This window comes from Kitasatospora saccharophila (assembly GCF_039529925.1).
Taxonomy (GTDB): Bacteria; Actinomycetota; Actinomycetes; order Streptomycetales; family Streptomycetaceae; genus Kitasatospora; species Kitasatospora saccharophila.
This window is the reverse complement of the sequence record NZ_BAAANS010000033.1, coordinates 76,177-96,009: the sequence shown is the minus strand read 5'-3', so window position 1 is coordinate 96,009 and position 19,833 is coordinate 76,177. Positions and strand designations below refer to the sequence as shown.

Annotated in this window: 19 protein-coding genes, 5 tRNA genes and 1 pseudogene; 17 read left to right on the top strand and 8 right to left on the bottom strand. The window is 73.0% G+C overall.

From position 1 onward, the window contains the following. Positions 1-49: 49 nt before the first annotated feature. The 3 genes from ABD345_RS23650 to ABD345_RS23640 form a co-directional block, all read right to left on the bottom strand. On the bottom strand, positions 50-496 hold the full coding sequence (locus ABD345_RS23650) for a DUF742 domain-containing protein (RefSeq protein ID WP_033252722.1): 447 nt from the start codon (positions 494-496) through the stop codon (positions 50-52). 173 nt (positions 497-669) lie between these two features. After that, positions 670-1,083 (bottom strand): roadblock/LC7 domain-containing protein, encoded by a 414-nt coding sequence (locus ABD345_RS23645; RefSeq protein WP_176192842.1) that lies wholly within the window; start codon positions 1,081-1,083, stop codon positions 670-672. A gap of 10 nt (positions 1,084-1,093) precedes the next feature. Next, positions 1,094-5,029 (bottom strand): sensor histidine kinase, encoded by a 3,936-nt coding sequence (locus tag ABD345_RS23640; protein ID WP_344554593.1) that lies wholly within the window; start codon positions 5,027-5,029, stop codon positions 1,094-1,096. Between the two features lie 464 nt (positions 5,030-5,493). Between ABD345_RS23640 and ABD345_RS23635 the strand changes: the two genes are divergently transcribed. The 8 genes from ABD345_RS23635 (at position 5,494) to ABD345_RS23600 (ending at position 8,727) form a co-directional block, all read left to right on the top strand. Beyond that, positions 5,494-5,688: a hypothetical protein gene (locus ABD345_RS23635; RefSeq protein ID WP_344554592.1), complete on the top strand. Its 195-nt coding sequence runs from the start codon at positions 5,494-5,496 to the stop codon at positions 5,686-5,688. Positions 5,689-5,792: 104 nt separating this feature from the next. Then, on the top strand, positions 5,793-6,593 hold the full coding sequence (locus ABD345_RS23630) for a fumarylacetoacetate hydrolase family protein (RefSeq protein ID WP_344554591.1): 801 nt from the start codon (positions 5,793-5,795) through the stop codon (positions 6,591-6,593). Continuing rightward, on the top strand, positions 6,586-8,100 hold the full coding sequence (gene gltX / locus ABD345_RS23625; RefSeq protein ID WP_344554590.1) for a glutamate--tRNA ligase: 1,515 nt from the start codon (positions 6,586-6,588) through the stop codon (positions 8,098-8,100). Before ABD345_RS23630 ends, gltX begins: the two co-directional genes overlap by 8 nt. A gap of 188 nt (positions 8,101-8,288) precedes the next feature. After that, a tRNA-Gln gene (locus ABD345_RS23620) sits at positions 8,289-8,360 on the top strand. A 21-nt stretch (positions 8,361-8,381) separates the two neighbouring features. Next, positions 8,382-8,454: transfer RNA gene (locus ABD345_RS23615), tRNA-Glu, on the top strand. A gap of 35 nt (positions 8,455-8,489) precedes the next feature. Continuing rightward, positions 8,490-8,562: transfer RNA gene (locus tag ABD345_RS23610), tRNA-Glu, on the top strand. A gap of 13 nt (positions 8,563-8,575) precedes the next feature. Then, a tRNA-Glu gene (locus ABD345_RS23605) sits at positions 8,576-8,648 on the top strand. Positions 8,649-8,652: 4 nt separating this feature from the next. Further along, a tRNA-Gln gene (locus ABD345_RS23600) sits at positions 8,653-8,727 on the top strand. Between the two features lie 120 nt (positions 8,728-8,847). On the opposite strand, the gene ABD345_RS23595 is transcribed toward ABD345_RS23600, so the two are convergent. Continuing rightward, positions 8,848-9,561 (bottom strand): IclR family transcriptional regulator, encoded by a 714-nt coding sequence (locus ABD345_RS23595; RefSeq protein WP_344554589.1) that lies wholly within the window; start codon positions 9,559-9,561, stop codon positions 8,848-8,850. 233 nt (positions 9,562-9,794) lie between these two features. On the opposite strand from ABD345_RS23595, the gene leuC reads away from it, so the two are divergent. From leuC to ABD345_RS23575, 4 genes are all read left to right on the top strand, one after another. Then, positions 9,795-11,216, top strand: coding sequence for a 3-isopropylmalate dehydratase large subunit (gene leuC, locus ABD345_RS23590; RefSeq protein WP_344554588.1), 1,422 nt, complete (start codon positions 9,795-9,797; stop codon positions 11,214-11,216). Between the two features lie 4 nt (positions 11,217-11,220). Further along, positions 11,221-11,817 carry a 3-isopropylmalate dehydratase small subunit gene (leuD, locus tag ABD345_RS23585; protein ID WP_344554587.1) on the top strand — a complete coding sequence of 199 codons (597 nt, stop codon included), beginning with the start codon at positions 11,221-11,223 and terminating at the stop codon, positions 11,815-11,817. Between the two features lie 134 nt (positions 11,818-11,951). Next, positions 11,952-12,242: an SCO5555 family protein gene (locus ABD345_RS23580; RefSeq protein ID WP_380274669.1), complete on the top strand. Its 291-nt coding sequence runs from the start codon at positions 11,952-11,954 to the stop codon at positions 12,240-12,242. Positions 12,243-12,375: 133 nt separating this feature from the next. After that, entirely contained in the window at positions 12,376-13,053 is a 678-nt protein-coding gene (locus ABD345_RS23575; RefSeq protein ID WP_344554586.1) for an HU family DNA-binding protein, read from the top strand. A 242-nt stretch (positions 13,054-13,295) separates the two neighbouring features. Here ABD345_RS23575 and ABD345_RS23570 read toward each other — a convergent pair whose 3' ends face one another. Further along, on the bottom strand, positions 13,296-14,036 hold the full coding sequence (locus ABD345_RS23570; protein WP_344554585.1) for a GntR family transcriptional regulator: 741 nt from the start codon (positions 14,034-14,036) through the stop codon (positions 13,296-13,298). A 145-nt stretch (positions 14,037-14,181) separates the two neighbouring features. Between ABD345_RS23570 and ABD345_RS23565 the strand changes: the two genes are divergently transcribed. Then, entirely contained in the window at positions 14,182-14,427 is a 246-nt protein-coding gene (locus ABD345_RS23565; protein WP_344554584.1) for a hypothetical protein, read from the top strand. Continuing rightward, positions 14,424-14,816 (top strand): hypothetical protein, encoded by a 393-nt coding sequence (locus tag ABD345_RS23560; protein WP_344554583.1) that lies wholly within the window; start codon positions 14,424-14,426, stop codon positions 14,814-14,816. The genes ABD345_RS23565 and ABD345_RS23560 overlap by 4 nt, the downstream gene beginning before the upstream one ends. 335 nt (positions 14,817-15,151) lie before the next feature. Here ABD345_RS23560 and cofC read toward each other — a convergent pair. After that, a pseudogene (cofC, locus tag ABD345_RS23555) lies at positions 15,152-15,829 on the bottom strand (2-phospho-L-lactate guanylyltransferase); the annotation flags it as partial. A gap of 216 nt (positions 15,830-16,045) precedes the next feature. Between cofC and ABD345_RS23550 the strand changes: the two are divergent. The 3 genes from ABD345_RS23550 to ABD345_RS23540 are packed head-to-tail and all read left to right on the top strand — an operon-like array spanning position 16,046 to position 19,017. Continuing rightward, positions 16,046-16,846: a lysophospholipid acyltransferase family protein gene (locus ABD345_RS23550; protein ID WP_344554582.1), complete on the top strand. Its 801-nt coding sequence runs from the start codon at positions 16,046-16,048 to the stop codon at positions 16,844-16,846. A 14-nt stretch (positions 16,847-16,860) separates the two neighbouring features. Next, positions 16,861-17,844, top strand: a complete 984-nt coding sequence (locus ABD345_RS23545) for an NAD(P)H-dependent glycerol-3-phosphate dehydrogenase (RefSeq protein WP_344554596.1) — start codon at positions 16,861-16,863, stop codon at positions 17,842-17,844. Positions 17,845-17,874: 30 nt separating this feature from the next. Further along, complete coding sequence (locus tag ABD345_RS23540; protein ID WP_344554581.1) at positions 17,875-19,017, top strand: D-alanine--D-alanine ligase family protein; 1,143 nt, start codon at positions 17,875-17,877, stop codon at positions 19,015-19,017. Between the two features lie 16 nt (positions 19,018-19,033). Here ABD345_RS23540 and ABD345_RS23535 read toward each other — a convergent pair whose 3' ends face one another. After that, positions 19,034-19,570 carry a DUF3515 family protein gene (locus ABD345_RS23535; RefSeq protein WP_344554580.1) on the bottom strand — a complete coding sequence of 179 codons (537 nt, stop codon included), beginning with the start codon at positions 19,568-19,570 and terminating at the stop codon, positions 19,034-19,036. Positions 19,571-19,589: 19 nt separating this feature from the next. Next, positions 19,590-19,823 carry an Lrp/AsnC family transcriptional regulator gene (locus ABD345_RS23530; protein ID WP_344554579.1) on the bottom strand — a complete coding sequence of 78 codons (234 nt, stop codon included), beginning with the start codon at positions 19,821-19,823 and terminating at the stop codon, positions 19,590-19,592. Positions 19,824-19,833: the final 10 nt, after the last annotated feature.

Here is a 19,833-nt window from a genome sequence, read left to right as displayed (position 1 = left end):
GACGACGATCTTGGCGGAGGTGGTGGCGCGGCTGGGGGCGGCGGCCGCGTTAGAGCTTGCGAAGTCCACTGAGGACCCTTTCGAGCAGCGTGACGTCAGGCGTACCGCCCGACTCGCCCGCGGCGGCGGGCTGGTGGATGGCGACCAGACCGGCTTCCGCCAGGTCTGCGACGAGGATGCGGGCGACCCCGAGCGGGACGCCCGCCAGCGCGGAGATCTCGGCGACCGACTTGACCTCGCGGCACAGCGACACGATGCGGGCGTGCTCGGGGAGCAGCCCGCCCGGGGCGGCGGTGCTGGTGGTCGAGATCAGCGCCTCGATGGCCAACTGGTAGCGGGGCCGGGTGCGTCCGCCGGTCATCGCGTACGGGCGGACCAGCGGCTGCTGCTCGTAGCCGTCCGACTGCTGGCCGCCGTACCCGCCGGCCTGCTGGCCGCCGTAGCCGTTTCCGTACCCGTTGCCGTACGAGCCGGCGGGTGTCGGGGGCGGGGTCATGCGTCCTCCTTGTGCTGCAGTCGTTCGCGGCCGGAGCCCACTGGGCCGTTGGCTGACGGGCTGTCAGCCACCGTACGACGAAGACCTGGGGTGGGGTGCCGGACCCGGGGGTCGGGTGGGGTCCGGCACGGTGAGGGTGGTGCTGAGGAGTCGGGGTCGGTCGGACCCGACCGTCAGTGCAGGAGACTGCCCTGGAGCTCGGCCCGCAGGGCCGGCGTGAGCACCGCGCCGGCCCGGTCGACCAACAGGGCCATCTCGTAGCCGATCAGGCCGATGTCGGAGTCCGGCGAGGCGAGCACCGCGAGCGCGGAGCCGTCGCTCACCGCCATCAGGAACAGGAAGCCGCGCTCCATCTCCACGACGGTCTGGTTGACCTCGCCGCCCTCGAAGATGCGGCTCGCACCCGAGGTCAGCGAGGTCAGTCCGGAGGCGACGGCGGCCAGCTGGTCGGCACGGTCCCGGGGGAAGCCCTCGGACATGCACAGCAGGAGACCGTCGGCGGAGACCACCACGGTGTGGGACACCCCGGGGGTGTTGTCCACGAAATTGGTGATCAGCCAGTTCAGGTTCTGTGCGGCCTGGCTCATCTGGATCAACTCAACGCTCCTGGTGCTCGGGGCCGAAGCCGTTGTTGCCCTCGACGTCGGACCGTCCGCCCCGGGCGCCCCGGTAGCCCTCGGACGTCCCGCCGAAGTCGAAGCCCGGCCGCTGCTGCGACGCGGGACCGCCGAAGCCCGGCTGCTGCGTCCCCGCCTGCCGGCCCTGCTGGATGCCGCGGCGCAGGTTGGTCAGCCGGCCGCGCACCTCCTCCGGGCTGCGCGAGACCTGGGGACCGGTCAGCGGACTGGCCTCGGCACTGCCGGAGACCAGGTTGGCCTGCGGGGTGCGGCGAGGCAGCCCCGAGGTGGTCAGGCCGTTGGTCTGCGGCTCGCGCATCTGCTCGGCCCGCCGCCAGCGCTCGTCGTTCGCCGACGGGCGCCACGGCGCGTCCGGGTCACCCTGCGGGTCCGCCGCCGGAGCGCCGCCGAACGGCGCCGCCTGCGGCCGGCCCTGACCCGGCTGCTGGCCCTGACCCGGCTGCCCCTGCGGACCGGCCGGACGCTGGGGCGCGGCCGGACGCTGCGGAGCCGCCGGACGCTGCGGGGCGCCCTGCGGCGCACCGCCCTGCACCGGACGCGGCGGCAGGCCCTGGCCCTGCGGACCCGGCGCCTGCGGACGCTGCCGCTCGGCCGGATCGGCCTGCGGACGCGCCGCCTGCGGAGCCGGCTGCTGGCCGAAGCCCGGCGCGGAGGTGCCGGGACGCTGCGGCTGGTACCCACGCGGGCGGAGCTGCTCGTGGCCCTGCGCCGGACCGGTCGGCCCGGACGGGCGCTCACCGGCCGTCGGCAGCGCCATCGGCTGCGGACGCTCCGCGAACTGCGACTGCTGCGGCGGCTGCTGAGGCTGCTGCTGGCCCTGCGGCGGCAGCGGCGGCACGCCCTGGCCCACCGGGTCCGGCAGCACCGGCTCCACCAGGCCGAGGCCCAGCGGGTCGCGCGGGTCGATGTCGGACGCCTCGAACCGGGGCCGGGCGAACGCACCGGACTGCTCGGCCGGCTGCGGCTGCTGCGGCAGCGGACGCCGCTGCGGCTGCTCGGCCCGCCCGTGCTGGGTGGGCTCACCGCCCGGACGCTGCTGGCCCTGCTGCGGACCGCCCTGCGGGCCCTGCGGCCCCTGCGGACGGCGCGGCCCCTGCGGACCGCCCTGCGGCGGCTGGCCGGGCTGACCCGGCTGACCCTGCTGCTGCGGACGGCGCGGCGGCAGCCCGCCACCGGGGCCGCCCTGGACGCCCGGCGCACCCGAGGCGCCCGGCACCCGCCGGGGCGGCAGCCCGCCACCGGCCGGCGCACCGGCACCGGCACCCGCGCCCGGACCGGCCGGGGCCGACGGCCCCTGCGCGCCCGGGCCCGCGTTGTCGCGCAGCGACTGGCCCACCGCACGGGTCGGCAGACCGCCGGAGCGGCCGCCCTGGGCCGGTCCGGTGCCGAACGCGCCGCCCGGACCGAAGCCGCCGCCGGCCGGCTGCGCCCCGGGCGCACCCTGGCCCGCACCGGGACCGCCCGGCGCGCGGCGCGGCGCGGACGGGCCGGTGGCACCGGCGGGGGAGAACAGGTCGGGGCTGCCGCCGACCGGGCCCTGGCCCAGCTGCGGACGGCCCGCGGGGTCGTTCGGGCCCGACTGGCCGAGCGCGGTGCGCCCGCCGGGCAGGTCGCCCGCCGGGCGGCCCTGCTGGCGCGGCGTCGGCGCCAGGCCGCGCTGCTGCTTGCCGCCGCCCTGGCCGGCCCCGGCGCCCGCACCGGGCCGGTTGCCGCGCCGTTCGGCGGAGTTGGTGACGTCGACCGGCAGCATGACCAGCGCGGTGGTGCCGCCGGAGTCGGACGGGCGGAGCTGGATCCGGATGCCGTGCCGCAGGGACAGCCGGCCGACCACGAACAGGCCCATCCGGCGGGAGACCGAGACGTCCACGACCGGCGGGTTGGCGAGGCGCTCGTTGATGTCGGCGAGGTCGTCCGGGGAGAGGCCGATGCCGGTGTCGTGGATCTCGATCAGCACCCGGCCGTCCGGCAGGGCGTGGCCGGTGACCCGGACCCGGGTCTGCGGGGAGGAGAACGAGGTGGCGTTCTCCAGCAGCTCGGCGAGCAGGTGGACGAGGTCGTTGACGATCCGGCCGGCCACCTCGGCGGTGGGCACCGAGGCCAGCTCGACGCGCTCGTACTGCTCCACCTCGGAGGCGGCGGCGCGCAGCACGTCGACCAGCGGGACGGGGCGGGTCCAGCGGCGGCCCGGGTCCTCGCCCGCGAGGACGAGGAGGTTCTCGCCGTTGCGGCGCATGCGGGTCGCCAGGTGGTCCAGCTTGAACAGCGAGGCCAGCTGGTCCGGGTCCGCCTCGCGGCTCTCCAGCTCGGAGATCAGCGACAGCTGGCGCTGGATCAGGCCCTGGCTGCGGCGCGAGAGGTTGGTGAACATCGCGTTGATGTTGCCTCGCAGCAGCGCCTGCTCGGCGGCCAGTCGGACCGCCTCGCGGTGCACCATGTCGAAGGCGTGCGCCACGTGGCCGATCTCGTCCGCGGAGTCGACGCCGACCGGTTCGACGGTGACGTCGACGTCGTGCGGGTCGCTCTCGGAGAGGATCTTGACCAGCTCGGGCAGGCGGCGCTCGGCGACGTCCTCGGCGGAGGTCTGCAGGCGGGTCAGCGAGCGCACCATCGAGCGGGCCATCAGGGCGGCGCCGGCGATGGCGACGATGAGCACCAGGGCGACCAGCGAGGCGTTGAGCACCGACTCGGTGTCGGCGTCGGACTGAAGCTTCTGGGCCTTGCCGTCCAGCTCCTCCAGCAGCGCGGTCTCGATCTTCCGCTCGGCGGTGATCTTGGCCGTCGACTTCTCGTACCAGGACTGGTAGCTGGTGCCGTCGTTGAGCCGGATGCCGTTGGTGTTCAGGGCCGCCTTGGCGAACCGGTCGGCCTCGGCGACCACGTTGTTGAAGCTCATCTCGGACTGCTTGCCGCGGGCCGCGGCCTCACCGTAGATGGCGGTGAAGTTCTGCAGCGCGTTGCCCTCGGCGACCATCAGCCGGGAGCCGAAGGTCTCGTCCGAGACGGAGAGCGTGGCACCGCCGGGGTGGGCGAGCGCGGCGGAGAGCAGCGCGCGCTGCATCGAGGTGTTCTCCTTGGACAGCGAGAACTGGTACAGCGAGCGGGTGGCGGTGATCAGCTCGGAGGAGTTCGAGGTGACCGCGATGTCCTGGGCGGCGCCGAGCAGGTCGGTGATGATCACGTCGTAGTTGGTGATCGTCGCCTGGATGTTGTCCAGGTCCTGGTAGGCGCCGGTGCGGGCCCGGGGCAGGCCGTTCAGGTCGCGGCGGACCTGCAGCAGCAGGGTCTTGGAGCCCGCGAGGTCGAGGTCGTCGAACTTGTCGGCCGCGTTGGTGAACTTCTTGGAGAGGGCGTTGGTGTCCTTGTAGGCCTGCTGGATCAGCGGGTCGGTGTCCGCCGTCGAGCTCTGGGCGGCCAGCGGTCCGGCCGCGACGTCGCGCTCGGTCTGCAGGGCGTGCGCGAGGTCGGTGGCGGTCCGGGCCAGTTCGGCCAGGTTGCTCATCTGCGACAGCTCGCGGGAGTTCTCCATCGAGCCCTGCACGCGCAGGCCGCCGAGCAGCAGTGCCACGGCCACCGGCAGGACGAGGAGGGCGATCAGCCGGGTGCGGATCCGCCAGTTGCGCATGGCGAGGCGGCTCAGGCCGGTGGCCCGGCGGCGGGTGAGCGTGCCGCGGAGTCTGGACCGCCTGCTCTTCTTGTCGGCGGCTTCGCCGCCCTGCTCCTGCGGCGCGCCGTTCACGCCCTGCGCACCGCTGTCGGCGGCGGGTTCGGCGGGGGCGCCGTGCTGACGCTCGCCTTGGCCCGTCGTCGCCGGCGCCGCCTGGTGGGGGCCGGCCGCGGGCTCGCGCGACTCCGGGTCACCCGCGGCGCCGCTGCCCCTCTTGAAACGTCCCTGCACTGGCGTCGCAACCTCTGGACCGGGCGCCCTTCCCCGCCGGGCGGAGATAGGGCGGTGTCGAGTTTTTCCGTGGCATTCCAGCACAGCGGGGGAAGTCCAACAAGGGCCGTTACGACACGGTGTCCTGGGCCACCCTCCGCGCGCGGGGCCTCACGTTCCGTCGTGCATCCGCGCCGGAATACGGTCCTTTTCGGACACTCGACGTGTCCGGGTCAAGGGAGGGGAAGATCGGCTTGTGGGTCGAATGTCCGGGATATCCCTAATGGCGCTTTCCGTCATTGGTCCCGAATCTCCGCACCCGCCCCCTTTGTTCCGGAAATTGTGAGCAAACTCACAGCGTGATGTGTAGCTTTGGTCACGGCCGCTGTGGAATGGGCTCCCTAACCTGGCAGGGTTGACCGGAGCCTGCCCAGCGGCGGGCCCGCGCAAAAGTCCGTTCGAGCGAAACAAGGGTGCTGACGCAAATGTCCGAGACGACCACCGGGGCCGCGCGCTCCACGGCCAACCCCCGCCGCACCACCCTGGCCTCCGTCGCGGACTTCCCCCAGCTGCCCGGCCGGACCACCCCCGCGTACGCCGCCGAGCTGCCCCCGGTCACCGCCAACCCGCGCCGCACGGTCCTGATGACCGCCCCGGCCCCCCGCCTGCCGCGGGACTGACCCCCGCACGGATAGCCTGGTGGCACCAGCCGGGCCCGGTACTGCGGGCTCGGCAGCCGCCCGGGAGCGTCCGGGCGGCCGACGAACCGAGAGGTTGCAGGGCTGTGCGTATCGCCAGGTTCTCCGTCCGTGAAGGGAGCCCCGCGGCGGGCTCGGTCTCCTTCGGAATCATCGAGGGGGACGCCGCGCAACCCGACTCGCTGGTGGTCCACGCGCTGGCCGGGCACCCCTTCGGCACCCCCCAGCCGACCGGCGAGACCCACCGCCTGCAGGACGTCCGGCTGCTCGCCCCGATGCTCCCCAGCAAGATCGTCGCGGTCGGCCGCAACTACGCCGCGCACGCCGCCGAGCTGGGCAACGAGGTCCCGGCCGTCCCGCTGACGTTCTTCAAGCCGTCCACCGCCGTGATCGGCCCCACCGAGTCGATCGCCTACCCGCCGTTCTCCTCGGACGTGCAGTACGAGGCCGAACTCGCCGTGGTGATCGGCCGGATGTGCCGCGAGGTGCCGCTGGACCGGGTCTCCGAGGTGGTCTTCGGCTACACCTGCGCCAACGACGTCACCGCCCGCGACGTGCAGCAGCGCGAGGGCCAGTGGGCCCGCGCCAAGGGCTTCGACACCTCCTGCCCGCTCGGCCCGTGGATCGAGACCGACCTCGACCCCGCCGACCTGGCCGTCACCTGCACCGTCAACGGCGAGCTCCGCCAGGCCGGCCGCACCTCCCAGATGGTCCGCTCGGTCGCCGAGCTGATCGTGCACGTCTCCGAGGCGATGACCCTGCTCCCGGGCGACGTCATCCTCACCGGCACCCCCGCGGGCGTCGGTCCCCTGAACATCGGCGACGAGGTCGCCGTCTCCGTCGAAGGCATCGGCACCCTCTCCAACAAGGTGATCAAGCGTGGCTGACAACGTGGCTGACAAGAAGAACCCCGCCGTCCGGGTCCGCTTCTGCCCCTCCCCGACCGGCAACCCGCACGTCGGCCTGGTCCGCACCGCCCTGTTCAACTGGGCCTACGCCCGGCACAACGGCGGCACCCTGGTCTTCCGGATCGAGGACACCGACGCGGCCCGGGACTCCGAGGAGTCGTACGGCCAGCTGCTCGACGCGATGCGCTGGCTCGGCTTCGACTGGAACGAGGGCCCCGAGGTCGGCGGCCCGCACGCCCCCTACCGCCAGTCGCAGCGGATGGACGTCTACGCCGACGTCGCCGAGCGCCTGCGCGCGGCCGGCCACGCCTACCCCTGCTACTGCACCACCGAGGAGCTCGACGCCCGCCGCGAGGCGGCCCGCGCCGCCGGCCGGCCCTCCGGTTACGACGGCCACTGCCGCGACCTGACGGACGGCCAGAAGGAGGCGTACGAGGCCGAGGGCCGCCCGTCGATCCTCCGCTTCCGGATGCCCGACACCACGCTCGCCTTCGACGACCTGGTGCGCGGCCCGATCTCCTTCGACCCGAAGGACGTCCCCGACTACGGCATCGTCCGGGCCAACGGCGCCCCGCTGTACACCCTGGTCAACCCGGTCGACGACGCCCTGATGGAGATCACCCACGTCCTGCGCGGCGAGGACCTGCTCTCCTCGACGCCCCGTCAGATCGCGCTGTACGCCGCCCTGGCGGAGATCGGCGTCGGCAACGGCACCACCCCGCAGTTCGGCCACCTGCCGTACGTGATGGGCGAGGGCAACAAGAAGCTCTCCAAGCGCGACCCGCAGGCCTCGCTCAACCTCTACCGCGAGCGCGGCTTCCTCCCCGAGGGCCTGCTCAACTACCTGGCCCTGCTGGGCTGGTCGCTCGCCGAGGACCGCGACATCTTCGACATCGACGAGATGGTCGCCGCCTTCGACATCGACGACGTCAACGGCAACCCGGCCCGCTTCGACCTCAAGAAGGCCGAGCACATCAACGCCGAGCACGTGCGCCGCCTCGCCCCCGAGGAGTTCGTCAAGCGCCTGGTGCCCTACCTGCAGGCCCCCGGCCTGCTCCCGGCCGAGCCCACCGCCGAGCAGCTCGACCTGCTGGCGAAGGTCGCGCCGCTCACCCAGGAGCGGATGGTGGTCCTCTCCGAGATCGTCACCATGGCCGGCTTCCTGTTCGTCGCCCCCGCCGACTTCGCGGTCGACCCGGAGGACGCCGCCAAGGTCCTCACCGCGGACGCCCGCCCGGTCCTGGAGGCGTCCGTCGAGGCGCTCGGCGGGCTGCCCGACTTCACCCCCGAGCCGATCCAGGCCGTCCTGCGCGAGGCGCTGGTCGAAGGACTGGGCATCAAGCCCAAGTTCGCCTTCACCCCGCTGCGGGTCGCGGTCACCGGACGCCGGGTCTCCCCGCCGCTGTTCGAGTCGATGGAGCTGCTGGGCCGCGAGGAGACGCTGCGCCGCCTGCGGTCCGCGCTGGAGCTGCTCCCGGCCTCCTGAGGCCGGTTCCGGGCGCCTCCCGGGCACCTGCGGGCCGTGTCGCTGACCTGGCCCGCAGGTGTCCGGCGCGCTGCCTGCGGTTATCGATTTTGGAGCGGGGCGGGGCGTCGGGTAATGTTCTTTCTGCGCCGCCCGGGCAGGGGGGCGCAAGACACCGAGGAAGATCCCGCAGAGGGGTTGAACTCTGGTGGGGTATGGTGTAATTGGCAGCACGACTGATTCTGGTTCAGTTAGTCTAGGTTCGAGTCCTGGTACCCCAGCGCAGCACATCACTGCAGTAAGCCCCCGTTGTGTAGTGGCCTAGCACGCCGCCCTCTCAAGGCGGTAGCGCCGGTTCGAATCCGGTCGGGGGTACGCAATTCTTGACAATTGCAGAACGAATGAGTCCCGCCCCCGTTGTGTAGTGGCCTAGCACGCCGCCCTCTCAAGGCGGTAGCGCCGGTTCGAATCCGGTCGGGGGTACTCGCTCATTCGGGCCCCCGTTGTGTAGTGGCCTAGCACGCCGCCCTCTCAAGGCGGTAGCGCCGGTTCGAATCCGGTCGGGGGTACTTATGGGGTATGGTGTAATTGGCAGCACGAGTGATTCTGGTTCATTTAGTCTAGGTTCGAGTCCTGGTACCCCAGCCAAGAAACGCTCCACACAGAACGAGCTCCGGGAGACCGGGGCTCTTTTTGCATGTCCGGACGCGGGCGCGGCGATGTCCCCCCGGCCGGTGGCCGGGGGGACGTCGTGCGGTGCGGGGCGGCTCAGCTGCGGCGCAGCGCCTCGGTGAGGCGGTTGGCGGCCTCGATGATGGCCTGGGCGTGCATCCGGCCGGGGTGCCGGGTGAGGCGCTCGATCGGGCCGGAGACCGAGACCGAGGCCACCACGCGGTTGGAGGGGCCGCGGACCGGCGCGGAGACCGAGGCGACGCCGGGCTCGCGCTCGCCGATGGACTGGGCCCAGCCGCGCCGCCGCACGCCGCTGAGCGCGGTGGCGGTGAACCGGGCGCCCTGGAGGCCGCGGTGCAGGCGCTCGGGCTCCTCCCAGGCGAGCAGCACCTGGGCGGCGGAGCCGGCCTTCATCGGCAGCGTGGAGCCGACCGGCACGGTGTCGCGCAGACCGGAGAGGCGCTCGGCGGCGGCCACGCAGATCCGCATCTCGCCCTGCCGGCGGTAGAGCTGGGCGCTCTCGCCGGTCACGTCCCGCAGGTGGGTCAGCACCGGGCCCGCGGCGGCCAGCAGCCGGTCCTCGCCGGCGGCGGAGGAGAGCTCGGCCAGCCGGGGGCCGAGGATGAAGCGGCCCTGCATGTCCCGGGTGACCAGGCGGTGGTGTTCGAGTGCGACGGCGAGTCGGTGGGCGGTGGGCCGTGCCAGACCGGTGGCGGCGACCAGCCCCGCCAACGTGGCGGGGCCCGACTCCAGTGCGCTGAGCACCAGAGCGGCCTTGTCGAGAACGCCGACGCCGCTAGTGTTGTCCATGTCTCGATACTGCAGTCTCAATCAGCGAGACGCAAGTTCAATCTTCCGAGAAAAGCGCCACTCTTGGAGTCAGCAGCCCGGGAGACAGCCAGGACGGCACCCCACCACGGTGTCCGCATCCTGGACGGTCCGGCGTGCAGGTCGCGACTCCAAGCGAGCCTCACAGGGCGGCACGGGACAAGACCTCGACGATCACGAGAAGGCCGGCAGAGCGGCCGGCTGGAGGGAATCCGATGGGACGGACACTCGCAGAGAAGGTCTGGGACGACCACGTCGTCCGGCGCGCCGAGGGCGAGCCCGACCTGCTCTACATCGACCTGCACCTGCTGCACGAGGTGACCAGCCCGCAGGCGTTCGACGGCCTCCGGCTGGCCGGGCGTCCGGTCCGCCGGACCGATCTGACGATCGCCACCGAGGACCACAACACCCCCACCCTCGACATCGACAAGCCGATCGCCGACCCGGTCTCCCGGGTCCAGCTGGAGACGCTGCGCAAGAACGCCGCCGAGTTCGGCGTGCGCATCCACTCGCTGGGCGACGTCGAGCAGGGCGTGGTGCACGTGGTCGGCCCGCAGCTGGGCCTGACCCAGCCGGGCATGACGGTGGTCTGCGGCGACTCGCACACCTCCACCCACGGCGCCTTCGGCGCGCTGGCCTTCGGCATCGGCACCAGCCAGGTCGAGCACGTGCTGGCCACCCAGACGCTGCCGCTGGCCCCGTTCAAGACCATGGCGATCACCGTCGAGGGCGAGCTGCCCGAGGGCGTCACCGCCAAGGACCTGATCCTGGCCGTGATCACCAAGATCGGCACCGGCGGCGGCCAGGGCTACGTCCTGGAGTACCGCGGCTCGGCGATCCGCAGCCTCTCCATGGAGGCCCGGATGACGATCTGCAACATGTCCATCGAGGCGGGCGCCCGGGCCGGCATGATCGCCCCCGACCGCACCACCTTCGACTACCTGCAGGGCCGCCCGCACGCCCCGCAGGGCGAGGACTGGGACGCCGCGGTCGCCTACTGGGAGACCCTGGCCACCGACGAGGACGCGGTCTTCGACGCCGAGGTGTTCATCGACGCCGCCGAGCTGACCCCGTTCGTCACCTGGGGCACCAACCCGGGCCAGGGCGCGCCGCTGGGCGCGAACGTCCCGAACCCGCAGGACTTCGAGGACCCGCAGGAGCGGATCGCCGCCGAGAACGCCCTGAAGTACATGGGCCTGGAGGCCGGCACCCCGCTGCGCGAGGTCAAGGTCGACGCGGTCTTCGTCGGCTCCTGCACCAACGGCCGGATCGAGGACCTGCGGGCCGCCGCGGCCATCGTCGAGGGCCGGAAGATCGCCGAGGGCGTGCGGATGCTGGTCGTCCCCGGCTCCGTCCGGGTCGCCCTGCAGGCCGTCGAGGAGGGCCTGGACAAGGTCTTCACCGCCGCGGGCGCCGAGTGGCGGCACGCCGGCTGCTCGATGTGCCTGGGCATGAACCCGGACCAGTTGGCCCCGGGCGAGCGCTGCGCCTCCACCTCGAACCGCAACTTCGAGGGCCGTCAGGGCAAGGGCGGCCGCACCCACCTGGTCTCCCCCCAGGTGGCCGCCGCCACCGCGCTGGTGGGCCGGCTGGCCGCACCGTCCGACCTGACCGACAACGTGGCCGTGGAGGTCTGACGCCATGGAGAAGTTCACCACCCACACCGGCCGCGCCGTCCCGCTGCGCCGTTCGAACGTCGACACCGACCAGATCATCCCGGCGCACTGGCTGAAGAAGGTCACCCGCTCCGGCTTCGAGGACGGCCTGTTCGAGGCGTGGCGCAAGGACGAGTCCTTCGTCCTGAACCTGCCCGAGCGCCAGGGCGCCAGCGTCCTGGTCGCCGGCCCCGAGTTCGGCACCGGCTCGTCCCGCGAGCACGCCGTCTGGGCGCTGCAGAACTACGGCTTCCAGGCCGTCATCTCCTCCCGGTTCGCCGACATCTTCCGCGGGAACTCGCTGAAGAACGGCCTGCTCACGGTGGTCCTGCCGCAGGAGACCGTGGAGGCGCTCTGGGCGCTGACCGAGGCCGACCCGACCGCCGAGATCACCGTCGACCTGGAGGCCCGCGAGGTCCGGGCCGAGGGCGTCACCGCGCCGTTCGAACTGGACGACAACGTGCGCTGGCGGCTGCTGAACGGCCTGGACGACATCAGCATCACCCTGCAGAACGAGGCCGACGTCGCCGCGTTCGAGGCGAAGCGGCCCTCCTACAAGCCGCGCACCCAGCCGGTCGCCTGAGACACCGCTTTCTGACGAGCCGACAACAAGACCCGCCCCCCTCCGGGGCGGGTCTTCGTTGTTCGCAGGGGAGTTCGTCAGCCGGGAATAGACCCTGGTGTAGCGCAACTCCGCACAGATGGCACAATCGTTGCATGCACCACAGTCCCGAACCCCCGTACCAGGACGGCGAACCGGCGTCCGCGGACGGCCGGGACGGTGCTGCCGACTCGGAAGTCACCCTGCTCTACGCACTGGTGGCCGAGCGGTTGAAGCAAGCCCACGCCCGCGTTCACGCGCTGAACGTGTCGACGGACGCAAAGACCGCTCTCACCCGACAACTGCTGATCGTCACCGAGACCGCGAAGCGCGATCTCCCGGAGGCGGCACGGCGGTTGAGTCGCTTTGTGCAGGACCTCGACGAGGGGCGGATGCCTCCCCGGTGAGCACCTCCATGCGCAAATCCATTGCGACACTAGGGTGATTCACGCGTTTGGTAATTGAAAGTCCGCAGATACATACCTAACGTGCGAAAAGAACGGATGGAATCATCCGGCGCCCGTTTCCGAAGGGGAAGACGTGAACAAGGCTCAGCTTGTCGAAGCGGTGGCCGAGCAGCTGGGCGGTCGCAAGGCTGCCGCAGAGGCCGTCGACGCAGTGCTCGACACCATGGTGCGTGCCGTCGTGGCGGGTGACCGCGTCTCGGTCACCGGTTTCGGCACCTTCGAGAAGGTGGAGCGCTCGGCGCGCTTCGCCCGCAACCCGCAGACCGGCGAACGGGTCAAGGTCAAGAAGACCGCGGTGCCGCGGTTCCGTCCCGGCCAGGGCTTCAAGGACCTCGTCTCCGGCAGCAAGAAGCTGCCGAAGGAGGGCCCGTCGGTCAAGAAGGCGCCCAAGGGCTCGCTCACCCCGGGCAAGTCCGGCGTGGCCGCCACCCCGGCCGCCAAGCGCGCCGCGACCAAGCGCGCCGCCGCCGCGGGCACCGCCGCGACCAAGAAGACCGCCGCCAAGAAGACCGCCACCACGGCGGCCAAGAAGGCGGCCCCGGCCAAGACCGCGGTCAAGAAGGCCACCACCGCCAAGACCGCGGTGGCCAAGAAGGCCAGCGCGGCGGCCACCAAGAAGGCGACCACCGCGGCCAAGAAGACCACCACCGCGGCCGCCGCCAAGAAGACCACCGCCACCGCCAAGAAGACCGCTCCGGCGAAGAAGACCGCCACGCGGAAGACCACCGCGCGCAAGTCCACCGCCAAGTAGTCGCCCGCCCCCGGCACCGGCCCGTCCGGTGTCCGGGGCGTCGGCCGCGCCGGTCCGGCCCGGAGGTCCCCCGGGTCCGGTCCGGCGCGTCCGCTTTTCCGGCCGGGCCGCCGCCCCCGCCGACCGCTCGTGCCGGCCGCTCCCACCGGCCGCTCCCACCGACCGCTCGTGCCGGCCGGTCACGCTGTCCGTTCGCGCTCTCCGTTCGCGCCGGCCGCGGGGGAAATCGCGGGGCGGGGGAATTACTCCGGTTCTTCCAGTGACAGCTCGTAGCGGATCTCCCAGCGGGAATCCGGAATGACGAGATCCGCGGTCTCCACCGGCCGCCCGGAGTCGTCCAGATAGGTCCGCTCGACCACCGTCACCAGGTCGTTCGGGCCGATTCCGAGCAGCGCGGCCTGCTCCGCCGTGGGCCGCGCCGGGCGCGGCCGTTCCACCGCGCGCACCACCCGGATCCCGAGCGAGGCCATCCGGTTCACCACCGTCCGCCCGTGGAACGGGCCGTAGCTGGGCAGCGTCACGGAGGTGCGGTCGGTGAGCGCCATCGGCTCCCAGGAGTCGGCGAGTTGGACGATCCTCCGCTCCAGCAGGAACTCGTAGAGGGTGTGCACCACCAGTTCGCCGGGCTCGATCCGCAGCCGCTGCGCGACCTCCTCGGTGGCCGGGACGAGGGCCGAGGACTCCGACTCCCACTCGCCGCCGGGCGCCGGGGCGGAGGGGAAGTCCGCCACCGCGCGCGAGCGCACCATCGGCAGCCGCGGCACCGGCGGCCGCAGGTAGGTGCCCGAGCCGGTCTTGCCCTCCAACAGGCCCTCGGAGATGAGGACTTCCTGGGCCCGCTGGATCACGTTCGTCCCCACCTCGTAGCTCTTGGCCATCTTGGCCCGGGACGGCAGCCGCTCGCCGAGCTTCCACTCCCCGCCCAGCACCCGGCGGCGCAGGTGGTCCGCGATGCGGAGGTACGGCGGGTCCTGCTTGGGCATCTGGCTTCTCCCGGTGGAGGACGGGGGCCCGCCGCGGTCGGCGGCGGGCCGGGTGGTTCAGCTTGACAATCTAATGCATCAGGTGCAATCTAATGCTTTAGATTCACCCTGCGTGACAGGCCAACTTCGGGGAGAGGTGCGGCGCGTGCGGAGCACGAGCGTGTTCGACCTTGCGTCCGGGCTCGCGGCGGCCACCGGAGCCGAAGCCAGGATCATCCAGCTGCCCGGCGGTGGTTACCGAGTGGAGGCGGAGCTGCCGGGGGAGCCGGAGACCCACGACCACCGGAGGGTCCTCGACCTCCTCGGCCGGGCCGACCGCTACGGGCACCGCTACCGCGCGCGCACCCACACCGTCTGGGCCGAATTCGACCCACCCCAGGAGTCGTCGTGAAGAACACGCCGCCCGGTTACACCGTGGCCATCGGGGAGATCACCGAACCGACCTCGTTCCCCTCGCTGGCCCCCGCCCTCGGCTCGCTCTGGTGGACGCTGAACGCCCTCCCGCTGGGCTGGACGCAGTTCGAGGCGTACCGCTACTTCTTCGGCCCGGGCGCGGTCGAGCGCACCGAGGCGTTCCTGGCGCGGGACGGCCGGCTCCAGCTCGGCTTCGCGCTGCTCGGGCGCACCCGGCTGATCAGTGTCGTCCCGGGCGGCGGCGGGCTGGCCCAACTGGCCGTGGCCCCGCTCAAGTTGGTCGACTCCCCGGAGGTCGCCGCGCTGCGGCTGGACGGCTCGGGGGCCGGGGGCGGCCCGGTGTCCCGCTACCGGCGGAGCGCCTGAGGGCGGGTCAGCCGAGAGCGGGTCAGTCGGCTGCCGGGGCGGCCAGCTTCAGGGGCGGTCGGCTGCCGGGCCAGTCGGCTTCCGGGTCAGTCGGCTTCCGGGTCCGGGAAGGTCTGCAGGGTGAGGAAGACCACCCGGCGCTCGGCGCCCTCGCCGGCGGTGCGGATCCGGACGCGCTGGCCCGCGCGCAGCAGCCGCAGGCCGCCGGCGTCGAAGGCGGGTGCGTCGAAGGGGACGGGGGTGCCGTCGTCGAGCAGGACCGAGCCGGAGCGGGTCGTGGGGTCGAAGCTGAACGCGGTGGCCTGCATGGCAGCCAGCATAGGGCTTCGGAGCAGGGCGGCGGTGGCCGGGCCGAGGCCCAGCAGGTGGGCGGCGGCCAGGTCCGCCGGGGTGTCGACGTCCCGGCGGACGGAGGGGGCGTCGGCCAGCCGGAGCTCGGTGGCGCCGCCGGCCAGGTGGGCGTCCCGGGAGCCCGGCCCGAACGCGGGGCGCAGCGGTTCGCGCGGCGGCCCGGCCAGCAGCACGGTGCCGGTGCCGGGGGCGTCGGCGAGGAAGGCCCGGCCCCGGGCGGGCACCGCGGCCAGCACCCGGGCGAGTTCGGTCGGCCGCAGGGCCGGCAGGTCCGCGGAGAGGGTGGTGACGGGGGAGCGGGGGAAGCGGCGGTGGGCGGTCGCGGCGCCGTGCGCGAGCGCCGGGTTGAGGCCGCCGGGCTCGTCGTCCAGCACCTCGGCCCCCAGCGCGCGCAGCGCTCCGGCGGCGCGCGGGTCCCGGGTGACCACCAGGACGCGTCCGACCGCGGGGCAGGCCAGCGCGGCGGCGACGGTGTCGAGCGCGAACGCGAGCGCCAGCCTGGGTCGGAGCGCGCCGAGCGCGGCCAGTCGGCTCTTCGCCGCGGCGAGCGGCTTGACCGGGACGACCACCGACCAGCCGGGCCGCGTTCCGGCCCCCTCGGCCCGCGGCCGTACCGGGGCGGTCGACCCGGCGGCGGCGGGGCGTACGGTGTCCTCTGTCATCGGCGCCATTGTGGCGTCGGCCGGGGAGCCCTGGCCAGCGTGTCCCGGCGCCCGGGGCGGCGGGCGGGGACGGGTCGACCGGTGGCGGTGGTGGCTGCTCGACACAGGCTCGGCTCCCGGGCGAGACTGGTCGGCGCCCCGGAGCCGCTGGTCGACCCCGGCGAAGAGAGACCGCGGCGCAGTTACGGGGCGCCGCACGAATGAGGAGGAGCAGGGGTGGCCCGCCGCTCTAACGCCAGGTTCGGAAACGCCGACTACGGGATCTGGTACCGCTTCGCGGCGGTGCTCGTGAAGCCGGTGACCAACGCCCTGGCAAAGGCGGACTGGCGCGGCTGGGAGCACCTGCCCGAGAAGACCGGGTTCATCGCCGCGGTGAACCACAACTCGGTGATCGACCCGGTGTTCTACGCGCACTGGCAGTACAACTCGGGCCGCCCGCCGCGGATCCTCGCGAAGTCCTCGCTGTTCTCGGTGCCGTTCATCGGCTTCATGCTGCGCAAGACCGGCCAGATCCCGGTGTTCCGGGAGTCCACCGACGCCGCCGAGGCGTTCCGGGCCGCGATCGACGCGGTCAACGGCGGCCAGTGCGTGCAGTTCTACCCGGAGGGCACCCTCACCCGGGACCCGGGCCTGTGGCCGATGACCGGCAAGAGCGGCGCGGCCCGGGTCGCGCTGATGACGGGCGCGCCGGTGATCCCGGTGGCGCACTGGGGCGCGCACGAGATCATCCCGCCGTACGGCAAGGGCAAGGGCAAGTACCGGCTGTTCCCCCGGCACCGGGTGATCGTCGCGGCGGGCCCCGCGGTCGACCTGAGCCGGTACCAGGGCCAGGAGATCACCGCCCGGGTGCTCAAGGAGGCCACCGACGACATCATGGCGGCGATCACCGCCGTGCTGGAGGGGATCCGCGGCGAGCAGGCCCCCGAGGAGCGCTACGACATGCGCAAGGCCGCCAGGGACCGGGCCGCGGCGGCCCGGGCCAAGGGCGGGCGCGCCGCCGAGGAGGGCGGCCGGTGACCCGCTGCGCGGTGATGGGGACGGGCTCCTGGGGCACCGTCTTCGCGATGATCCTGGCCGACGCGGGCTGCGAGGTGACCCTGTGGGGCCGCCGCCGGGAGCTGGTCGAGGCGATCGACCGGGAGCACGTGAACCGGGACTACCTGCCGGAGCTGGAGCTGCCCGCGGCCATCCGGGCCACCACCGACGCCGCCGAGGCGCTGGCCGGGGCGGACTTCGCGGTGCTCTCGGTGCCGTCCCAGACGCTGCGCGACAACCTCGCGCTCTGGGCGCCGCTGATCGAGCCGCAGACCGCCCTGGTGAGCCTGATGAAGGGCGTCGAGCTGGGCACCGTGAAGCGGATGAGCGAGGTGATCGCCGAGGTCGCCGGGGTCGGCCCGGAGCGGGTCGTGGTGGTGTCGGGGCCGAACCTGGCCGGCGAGATCGCCAACCGGCAGCCCGCCGCGACGGTGGTGGCCTGCACCGACGAGGAGGTCGCCAAGCGCTTCCAGCGGGCCTGCCACACCCCGTACTTCCGCCCGTACACCAACACCGACGTGGTGGGCTGCGAGCTGGGCGGCGCGGTGAAGAACGTGATCGGCCTGGCGGTCGGCATGGCCAACGGCATGGGCCTGGGCGACAACACCAAGGCGACGCTGATCACCCGCGGGCTGGCCGAGACCACCCGGCTGGGCCTGGCGCTCGGCGCGGACCCGCACACCTTCGCCGGGCTGGCCGGGATGGGCGACCTGGTGGCGACCTGCTCCTCGCCGCTGTCCCGGAACAACACCTTCGGCACCAACCTGGGCCGCGGCATGACGCTGGCCGAGACCATCGCCGCCACCAGCCAGACCGCGGAGGGCGTGAAGTCCTGCGAATCGGTGCTCGACCTGGCCCGGCGCAACGGCGTCGACATGCCGATCGTGGAGGCCGTGGTGGACGTGGTGCACAAGGGGCGGCCGACCCAGGAGGTGCTGAAGGGACTGATGTCCCGTTCGGCCAAGCCTGAGCGCCGCTGACCGGAATCGGACGGTAGTCTCAACGCCGATATGAGCATCGAACAGACCACCCCGAACCAGGCGGCCAAGCCGCGCGTCGCGATCGTCTTCGGCGGCCGCAGCTCCGAGCACGGCGTGTCCGTGGTCACCGCCGCCAGCGTGCTGCGCTCGATCGACCGCAGCAAGTACGAGGTGCTGCCGATCGGCATCACCCACGAGGGCCGCTGGGCCCTGGTCGGCGACGAACCCGCCCGGATGGCCATCACCGACGGCCGGATGCCGGACGTCGACCAGGTCGCCGAGTCCACCGAGGGCCAGGTGGCGCTGCCGCTCGCCCCCGGCGACCGGGACGTGGTGTGGAGCGAGCCCGGTGCCGCGCCGAAGGTCCTCGGCGAGGTCGACGTGGTGCTCCCGCTGCTGCACGGCCCGTGGGGCGAGGACGGCACCCTGCAGGGCCTGCTGGAACTCTCCGGCGTCCCGTACGTCGGCTCCGGCGTGCTGGCCTCCGCGGTCGGCATGGACAAGGAGTTCACCAAGCGGATCATCGAGTCGCTCGGCCTGTACGCGGGCGAGTACACGGTGCTCAAGCCGCGCGAGTGGGAGTCCGAGGCCGGCCGCGCCGCCGCCCGCGAGCGGATCGCCGCGCTCGGCCTGCCGCTGTTCGTCAAGCCCTGCCGGGCCGGCTCCTCGATCGGCATCACCAAGGTCAAGGACCTCGCCGACCTGGACGCCGCGGTCGAGGAGGCCCGCCGCCACGACCCCAAGGTCATCGTGGAGAAGGGCGTCGAGGGCCGCGAGATCGAGTGCGGCGTGCTGGAGTTCGAGGACGGCCCGCGCGCCTCGGTGCCCGCCGAGGTGCTGGTCGACGGGGACTTCGAGTTCTACGACTTCGAGGCCAAGTACATCGACTCCTCCGAGGTCCGGATCCCCGCCGAGCTCACCGACGAGGAGCGGGCCGGGATCCGCCGGCAGGCCGTCGAGGTGTTCGAGGGCCTCGGCTGCGAGGGCCTGGCCCGGGTCGACTTCTTCCTGCTGGCCGACGGCCGGTGGATGGTCAACGAGATCAACACCATGCCCGGCTTCACCCCGATCTCGGCCTACCCCAAGATGTGGGAGGCCACCGGCGTGCCCTACGCCGAACTGATCGACCGCCTGCTGTCCGCCGCGCTGCGCCGCTCCACCGGCCTGCGCTAGGCCCGGCCGGGCCCGGTCAGGACCCGTCCAGGCAGTCCGAGTCGGCCTTCCCGTCGATGGTCGGGACGGTCGACCGGACGGCGTCGGCGAGGTACGCCAGCGGGTCCGCGTAGTTGCCGTACGCCCCCTCGGGAACCTCCACCACCACGTACGCCGCGCGCAGCCCGGTGGCGAACCGGTAGCCGCCCCCGCCGTCCTCGGTCATCCCCCAGCTGACCTCGTTGACGCACGGGCCCTTGCGGGTGCCGTCGTTCAGGAAGTCCGGCCGGTCCCCGCCGCAGGTCAGCACGGTGCGCGGGGAGGACGCCCAGGCGGCGGTGTACGGGGAGGCCGGGGACGGGTCGCGGCGGGCGTGCCCCAGGACGTCGGCGGGCAGCGCGGCGTCCAGCGCCGCGCAGTACCGGGCGGCCCCGGCGTCCGGCACCGGCGGGGTGACGTCCGGCTCGCCGCTCCAGGCGGCGACCAGCCCCGCCGTGACGGCCAGCAGCGCGGCGGGCGGCGCCAGCCAGCGCACCGGGGCGGGCAGGCGGTTCAACAGGTCGCGGTAGGCCACCGCACGATGGTAGGCCGTCTTACAGGCGCACCACCGGACAGGTCAGGGTGCGGGTGATGCCCTCCACCTGCTGCACGTTGGCCACCACCAGGCGGCCCAGTTCGTCGATCGACTCCGCCTCGGCCCGGACGATCACGTCGTACGGCCCCGTCACGTCCTCGGCGGTGACCACTCCGGGAATCCTGGCGACGGACTCGGCCACCGAGGTGGCCTTGCCCACCTCGGTCTGGATCAGGATGTACGCCTGCACCACGGTGGACCTC

Bases quoted from the DNA above. Each gene is read 5' to 3' on its own strand.
- leuD (WP_344554587.1), top strand. From the start codon at position 11,221: ATGGAGAAGTTCACCACCCACACCGGCCGCGCCGTCCCGCTGCGCCGT.
- leuC (WP_344554588.1), top strand. From the start codon at position 9,795: ATGGGACGGACACTCGCAGAGAAGGTCTGGGACGACCACGTCGTCCGG.
- ABD345_RS23645 (WP_176192842.1), bottom strand. From the start codon at position 1,083: ATGAGCCAGGCCGCACAGAACCTGAACTGGCTGATCACCAATTTCGTG.
- ABD345_RS23580 (WP_380274669.1), top strand. From the start codon at position 11,952: ATGCACCACAGTCCCGAACCCCCGTACCAGGACGGCGAACCGGCGTCC.
- ABD345_RS23650 (WP_033252722.1), bottom strand. From the start codon at position 496: ATGACCCCGCCCCCGACACCCGCCGGCTCGTACGGCAACGGGTACGGA.
- ABD345_RS23595 (WP_344554589.1), bottom strand. From the start codon at position 9,561: ATGGACAACACTAGCGGCGTCGGCGTTCTCGACAAGGCCGCTCTGGTG.
- ABD345_RS23540 (WP_344554581.1), top strand. From the start codon at position 17,875: ATGAGCATCGAACAGACCACCCCGAACCAGGCGGCCAAGCCGCGCGTC.
- ABD345_RS23635 (WP_344554592.1), top strand. From the start codon at position 5,494: ATGTCCGAGACGACCACCGGGGCCGCGCGCTCCACGGCCAACCCCCGC.
- ABD345_RS23570 (WP_344554585.1), bottom strand. From the start codon at position 14,036: ATGCCCAAGCAGGACCCGCCGTACCTCCGCATCGCGGACCACCTGCGC.
- ABD345_RS23545 (WP_344554596.1), top strand. From the start codon at position 16,861: ATGGGGACGGGCTCCTGGGGCACCGTCTTCGCGATGATCCTGGCCGAC.